General features: G+C 66.0%; 9 protein-coding genes. 3 read left to right on the top strand and 6 right to left on the bottom strand.

Translation table 11 applies throughout. The annotated features are described in order from the left end of the window. The coding region (locus AC1DXK_RS29955; RefSeq protein ID WP_456684703.1) for a transposase at positions 1-180 on the bottom strand (180 nt) is incomplete at its 3' end. A gap of 388 nt (positions 181-568) precedes the next feature. Between AC1DXK_RS29955 and AC1DXK_RS29950 the strand changes: the two genes are divergently transcribed. The 3 genes from AC1DXK_RS29950 to AC1DXK_RS29940 all read left to right on the top strand — a co-directional run bounded on the left by AC1DXK_RS29950 (position 569) and on the right by AC1DXK_RS29940 (position 2,565). Next, a complete protein-coding gene (locus AC1DXK_RS29950; RefSeq protein WP_457108810.1) occupies positions 569-781 on the top strand; it encodes a hypothetical protein in 213 nt (70 codons plus the stop codon). Continuing rightward, positions 778-1,512, top strand: coding sequence for a recombinase family protein (locus tag AC1DXK_RS29945; protein ID WP_457108809.1), 735 nt, complete (start codon positions 778-780; stop codon positions 1,510-1,512). The genes AC1DXK_RS29950 and AC1DXK_RS29945 overlap by 4 nt, the downstream gene beginning before the upstream one ends. 795 nt (positions 1,513-2,307) lie before the next feature. Then, positions 2,308-2,565 carry a hypothetical protein gene (locus tag AC1DXK_RS29940; RefSeq protein ID WP_457108808.1) on the top strand — a complete coding sequence of 86 codons (258 nt, stop codon included), beginning with the start codon at positions 2,308-2,310 and terminating at the stop codon, positions 2,563-2,565. Between the two features lie 209 nt (positions 2,566-2,774). Here AC1DXK_RS29940 and AC1DXK_RS29935 read toward each other — a convergent pair whose 3' ends face one another. From AC1DXK_RS29935 to AC1DXK_RS29915, 5 genes are all read right to left on the bottom strand, one after another. After that, entirely contained in the window at positions 2,775-2,984 is a 210-nt protein-coding gene (locus AC1DXK_RS29935; protein ID WP_457108807.1) for a hypothetical protein, read from the bottom strand. Positions 2,985-3,201: 217 nt separating this feature from the next. Further along, positions 3,202-3,468, bottom strand: coding sequence for a hypothetical protein (locus tag AC1DXK_RS29930; RefSeq protein WP_457108806.1), 267 nt, complete (start codon positions 3,466-3,468; stop codon positions 3,202-3,204). Between the two features lie 358 nt (positions 3,469-3,826). After that, positions 3,827-4,219, bottom strand: coding sequence for a hypothetical protein (locus AC1DXK_RS29925; protein WP_457108805.1), 393 nt, complete (start codon positions 4,217-4,219; stop codon positions 3,827-3,829). 1 nt (position 4,220) lies between these two features. Continuing rightward, positions 4,221-4,868 (bottom strand): nucleotide-binding protein, encoded by a 648-nt coding sequence (locus AC1DXK_RS29920; protein ID WP_457108804.1) that lies wholly within the window; start codon positions 4,866-4,868, stop codon positions 4,221-4,223. A gap of 158 nt (positions 4,869-5,026) precedes the next feature. Next, positions 5,027-5,273, bottom strand: a 247-nt coding sequence (locus AC1DXK_RS29915; protein WP_456686759.1) for an integrase core domain-containing protein, incomplete at its 5' end; no start/stop codon positions are given.

The raw sequence follows: 5,273 nt of genomic DNA, 5'->3' as shown, positions 1-5,273 counted from the left end.
CTGTGCGGCCCGCCACCAAGGACCAAGATCCTCCGGAATGGCCCGCCATTTCGCCCCGTTCTGATGCCGCCAGAGAATGGCCGAGAGTGTGCGTTGCAGGTCCTGCGGTGGCGTCTTGGCCTTCGGACGGCACGCCTCGACCAGCGGCTCCAGCTCAGACCATTGCGCGTCGCTCAGCATCATCCCTCCTGCCTTGGAGAGACGAAAACGCAAGCCCCGCCAGTCCGTTCAGGCGACGACAGGCCCTAGAACCAAATGCGCAAGCCAAGTAACGCCGCGTAACGCCGCGCCTCGCGCGTGGCGGTTCAACTGGACCGGGCGAGATGGAGGCGTAGGCGCGGGCCGAGCTTGAAGGGGAATGCTCGGCCCGCATGCCGTTCGGCTTCGTACCCCCCGAAGCCGTAGCGACTGCACAGGATTACTGCATGCCGATGGCGGCCACCATCGGTAGCCGTCGTCGCAGGCTTGTTAGCCCTTCCTCAACCATCCCGCGCCAGCCAAGCCCGTGACGTCATCACGAACGACCGTTCGTGCGTTGGTCACTTGGGGCACGGAGCGCGGGAAGCCCATGAACATCGCCGTTTGCCCCCGCTGCGGCCTCACGGATTTCGGGACGGACAAGCATGGGGCTGCCGATACCGGGATCTGGGCCGAGGAGTTCGTGCGCCTGGGCGAGCACGTGCATGAGCGGCGGCACCTGAAGGATCTGCGGACCCATACCTGCCCGCACTGGGCAAAAGCCATGCAGGACGCTGCAGTGGCCCAGGAGAGGACCTGGTGAGCGCCGGCGCGTTCGTCTCCTACCTGCGGGTCTCCACGGCGCGGCAGGGACGCTCAGGGCTCGGCCTTGAGGCCCAGCGCCGGGCGGTGGCCGACTTCCTGGCCGGCGGATCCTGGCGGCACGTGGCCGAGCTCGTGGAGGTCGAAAGCGGGGCGCGTGATACGCGTCCCCGCCTTTCCGAGGCCATGGCGCTCTGCCGGGTGCATGGGGCCACGCTGGTGATTGCCAAGCTCGATCGGCTGTCCCGTGATGCCGCCTTTCTGCTGAACCTGCAGAAGGCCGGGGTGCGCTTCGTGGCGGCCGACATGCCCGAGGCCAACGAGCTCGTGGTCGGCATCATGGCTGTGGTCGCGCAGGCCGAGCGCAAAATGATCTCGGCCCGCACCAAGGCCGCCCTGGCGGCGGCCAAGGCCCAGGGCGTGCAGCTGGGCAATCCCGGCAACCTGCGCAACCGGGATCTGGGCTCAGCCAGGGCGGCTGACGCACGGGCGCGCAGGAGCGCGGCCCGCGCTGCCGATCTCGCGCCCATCCTGGCCGAGGTGCGAGCCGGCGGGGCAGTGTCATTGCGGCAGGTGGCGGCGGCGCTGAACGCGCGCGGGATCCCGGCGGCGCGGGGCGGGGCGTGGACAGCGACCCAGGTCCGGCGGGTGCAACCACAAGGATCAAAGGCTGCTCACCCGGCGTTCTCTCCGGATCCCCGGCTCCCGACAGGAGGATTGCCATGGGTCTGACTGCCTTCGTCGTGTTCGTTGTCCCGTGGGTGCTGCTTGCGGTGTTTCTCACTCGCGCTCCGACGGTTCTCCGCCTGGGCGCCGCCCCGGCCCCATGGCGTGCTCTCCCGACACATCGAGAACTTGCCCGAGCACACCGGCGCGAGACGCACCCGCATGACACGCGCACATCGGATAGCAGCGGCTAATCGAACCGCGACCGGTATGGTCCGACCGATGCACCCCAGGGCGGGGCACTGGGCACTAGCGTGGAGCCCACCGAGCCCGACGACAAGGTTTAGCTGGCGCTTACCTGTGGGGCAGAACGAACTCAGGTTGGATCCGCTGACCCCGATGCGGGTTAGCCCTTCTATAAACTGTAGGAGACCGTCCCCATGCCACAGATGTTCGATTGGATTTTCTTCGCGATCATGATCCCGTTCCCGGCATTCCTGCTCTGGGATTTCTACCGGAACCGCGACGCGTCCAAGCGGGTCCAGCAGCTCTAGCTTCCCGATGCTGAGGAGCGAGCTGTGACCTGATGGGGCTCGTTGAAGCCAACTAAGCGCGACTGCGCCGGCGAGGCCGCACCGATACTGACCGTCTAACAGGCCGGTGCGGCTTTTCCGGCGCTGGGCTGTAGGCCGAACACTGCGGCCATCCTCAGACGGCATGGTTAACTGCCCGTCACCGGAATGCCGCTCAGTTCACGGATCCCCGTAACACGCGGACAGCGCATGCCATCGAGCTGGTTCTTCGCCTGGTCGTGTTCTTGTCTCGTTCTACATCTCGGGCGCAGGGCGAGCGAGGTGCGGGATGGTGCGGCGGCCCGTGTTCGTCAGGGCTGAGGAAGTCCACCTCCTTGAGGAAGGCGCCCGGTGGCGTCGCACCTGCATCGAGGTGCTGACCCGGGCCAAGCCACAGGGGCCGCTCTACGTGGCCGTGTCGCGCATCGTGGGGGGCATCGATGACGTGGCCGAGGTCGTGACCGGCGACCGCACGCGGTTCCATAAGGTGAGCCCGCGGACGCCAGGGCTRGATCGGCCGCCCGTGAAGTGCCGCACCGTCGAGTAGCTTCGTCCAGACCAGCCTGCCACGAGACTTCGCGGGCGCGGCGACTTACGTGGATCGGCCCAGTGCGCACCGTGAGGGAGGATAACAAGCGCCTTCCCCGATCCAACTGGCATTCCAGCATGCTACCTCAATTCAGCTCGATGTTGATCTAGCTCAGGTGGATCTGCAGCCCGTGGATTGGCGCATCGGCGAGTAGCTACCTCTACCTGTCAATTGGCGATGTAAGCCGCCAACCCGGCCAACCCACGCAAGTAGGATTGGTCGTCGTCATTTCTTTTTGAGCCCAGCCCTGCGGCCAGCGTTTCGAGCCGGATCCGGAGTATGCCGATGCTCTTCTCGGACAGGTCGGCCGGAAGCAGAATGGTCACGTCGCCTTCATCGAGCCTTATGGTCTGTCGGGTCGCTGAAACGTAGGCCATTTGACTCTCCGTCAGGAATATTGATTTCTCTGTCTGGAGGCTAAGATCTCACGAATTATAGGCTTCGGCGGTGCTCCCGCGCACGCGCTTGAAAACTGATTACCGCCCAGACGACAAAAGAAAGCCCGCCGCGGCGAGCCGAGCGGGCTGAGTGCGATGGGTCGGGGGACCTTCATCGATAGGCAGACCCGCTTGCGGCCGAACAGTTCCCGAAGGCCTACTCGCCCGGATCACGTAGCGCCTGCCGCAGCTCAGGTAGGGCTGCGATCCGAACTGCCATGCGCCGCGCCTCAGCACGCGACATGCGATCGGAACCGGTACGTTGATGTGTCGCGTCGGCGAAGTAGATGTAGGCCACAGGGAAGCCGTTGGCATCCACGATCTGGAACGCGTCCTCTAACTCTACGGCCTGCCATGGGGGCGGGAAGTTGCGGGCGGTGACACGCTCATGCCACTGCCCTGCCGGCTGCCCGGGCGGCAGCACGCCAAGTATCCCGGTCAGCACGTACGCGGGCCAACTCGTCCTGCAGGCTACCGATCCGGGCGTGCAGCTAGCCGGCGTCGATCGGGGTCTCCACCAGCATTTTTTGGGCTCCCGCCAGCCGCTGGCGCAGTTCAGCTACCTCAAGCTCAAGGGCGAGGCGGTCGGCGTCTGGTGGCTGCTTCATCGACGACGTTGTGGCGCCTGCTCAAGTGCCAGGACGACGATTCCGATAGCGCCAAGCGTGCCGGCCAGCATCACGAGGAAGCCGGCGGTGATCATTCGGCCCCAGGCCCGCTGATGGCACCGGCTGCAGCGGCGCTCAAGGCCGCCGCGATGACCGCAACAAGGGCTACCTCGATCATCTTAAGCGTCTCCCGTCCTCGGGTACCGCGGCCAGATCGACGTTGTAGCCCTTCGCCGCCAGGGCCTCCAAGACTAGGTACCTTACCGTGACCCGGCGGTTCAGCGCCTCCTGCCGCAAGGCTGTCCACACCAGATCCGGCACCTCGAATTTGAGGGCTGTACCCTTTGCTATAGCAGCTAGGGCAAGTGGGGCTTTGGGTGCTTGGGCAGATGGGACTTCAACCGGCACAGGCTCAACCGGCGGCGCCGGCTCCTTGGCCCGCGCCTCGGGCGCGGACGAGGGCCGGGTGAAACCCAGGTCGCTGGTGGCCACGGCGAGCTGCTGGGCGTCCTCGGGCGAGATGCGGGGCCGCGGGCGCGGCGCAGGCTGGAAGGCGGGCTTCATCATGTCAGGCAGCCTGCTGCTGGACTGCCAGCACCTCGATTAGTTCGCCGAGCACGCCGGCGACCTCCTGCAGGGCTTTAGGGTCGCCATCGAGGTGCGCCGGCGTGGCACCGGTGAAGTGGATGTTCTGGTAGGCCGCGCGCTGGATGATCTCGGTACGCAGCACCGGGATGGTGGCGGCCTGCACCTCCTGGCGCGCGTGCTGGGCGACACGGCTGCTTAGCGGCGACATCTGCGTGAATACCGCCCGGGCCGGGATTGGCCGGCGCAGCATCTTCTCCGCGCGCTGCACCACCTCATAGGTGCGGAACACCTCCTGCAAATCCATGCCGGATACCTTGGAGGGGATCAGCACCAGGTCGCTTTCGGCGATCGCGTACGTGACCGCCTGTGAGGCGGCGCCCTCAAGGTCCACGAACACGAGGCTGTAGCGCGACGCCGCGTCGGAGATCTGGTCAAGCACCGTCTTCTCGTTCACGTCCACGGTGCAGTCCTCGCCAGCCCGATCGCGCCATGAGGATACGTGCCCGTTTGGATCGGCGTCGATGATGGCCACGCTGCCGCCCTGGCGCGCGTAGGCATCAGCGAGACAGATCACCAGCGTGGTCTTCCCGACGCCGCCCTTGGTCGAGCAAACGGAGATAACCGCCATTGCCCCAGCTCTCTGTTGCGCGCCTCCGCCAGCGGCCACACGAGCTGATGCCCAAAAGGTAAACGGCCCCTTAACCCGACAGCCCGATCGCCCCATAGGGCAAAAGCCCCTTTGGGTCCTTGGGCAACGGGCCGTGCGCCCCATGGCCCAACAACGCCCTAGGTGTTCAGTCCCGAGGTGAGATGGGTTGGGTCGTATCTGAACCGGCCTGGGTCGTCTGCCCAGGCTCGGCAGGTCGCTTCGTATGGCGTGAGGCCGCGTAGGGTCTTGAGCCGCCGGGCGAAGTTGTAGGCATCCAGGAAAGCGGCGAGGTGTTCCCGCAGTTGGTCGTGGCTGTCGTAGTGGTAGCGCTTGACGGTCGCGTCCTTGAGGGTCCGGTTCATGCGCTCGACCTGGCCATTGGTC

This window comes from Methylobacterium sp. P3_A11 (assembly GCF_056403155.1).
This window is presented reverse-complemented; position numbering and strand designations above follow the sequence as displayed.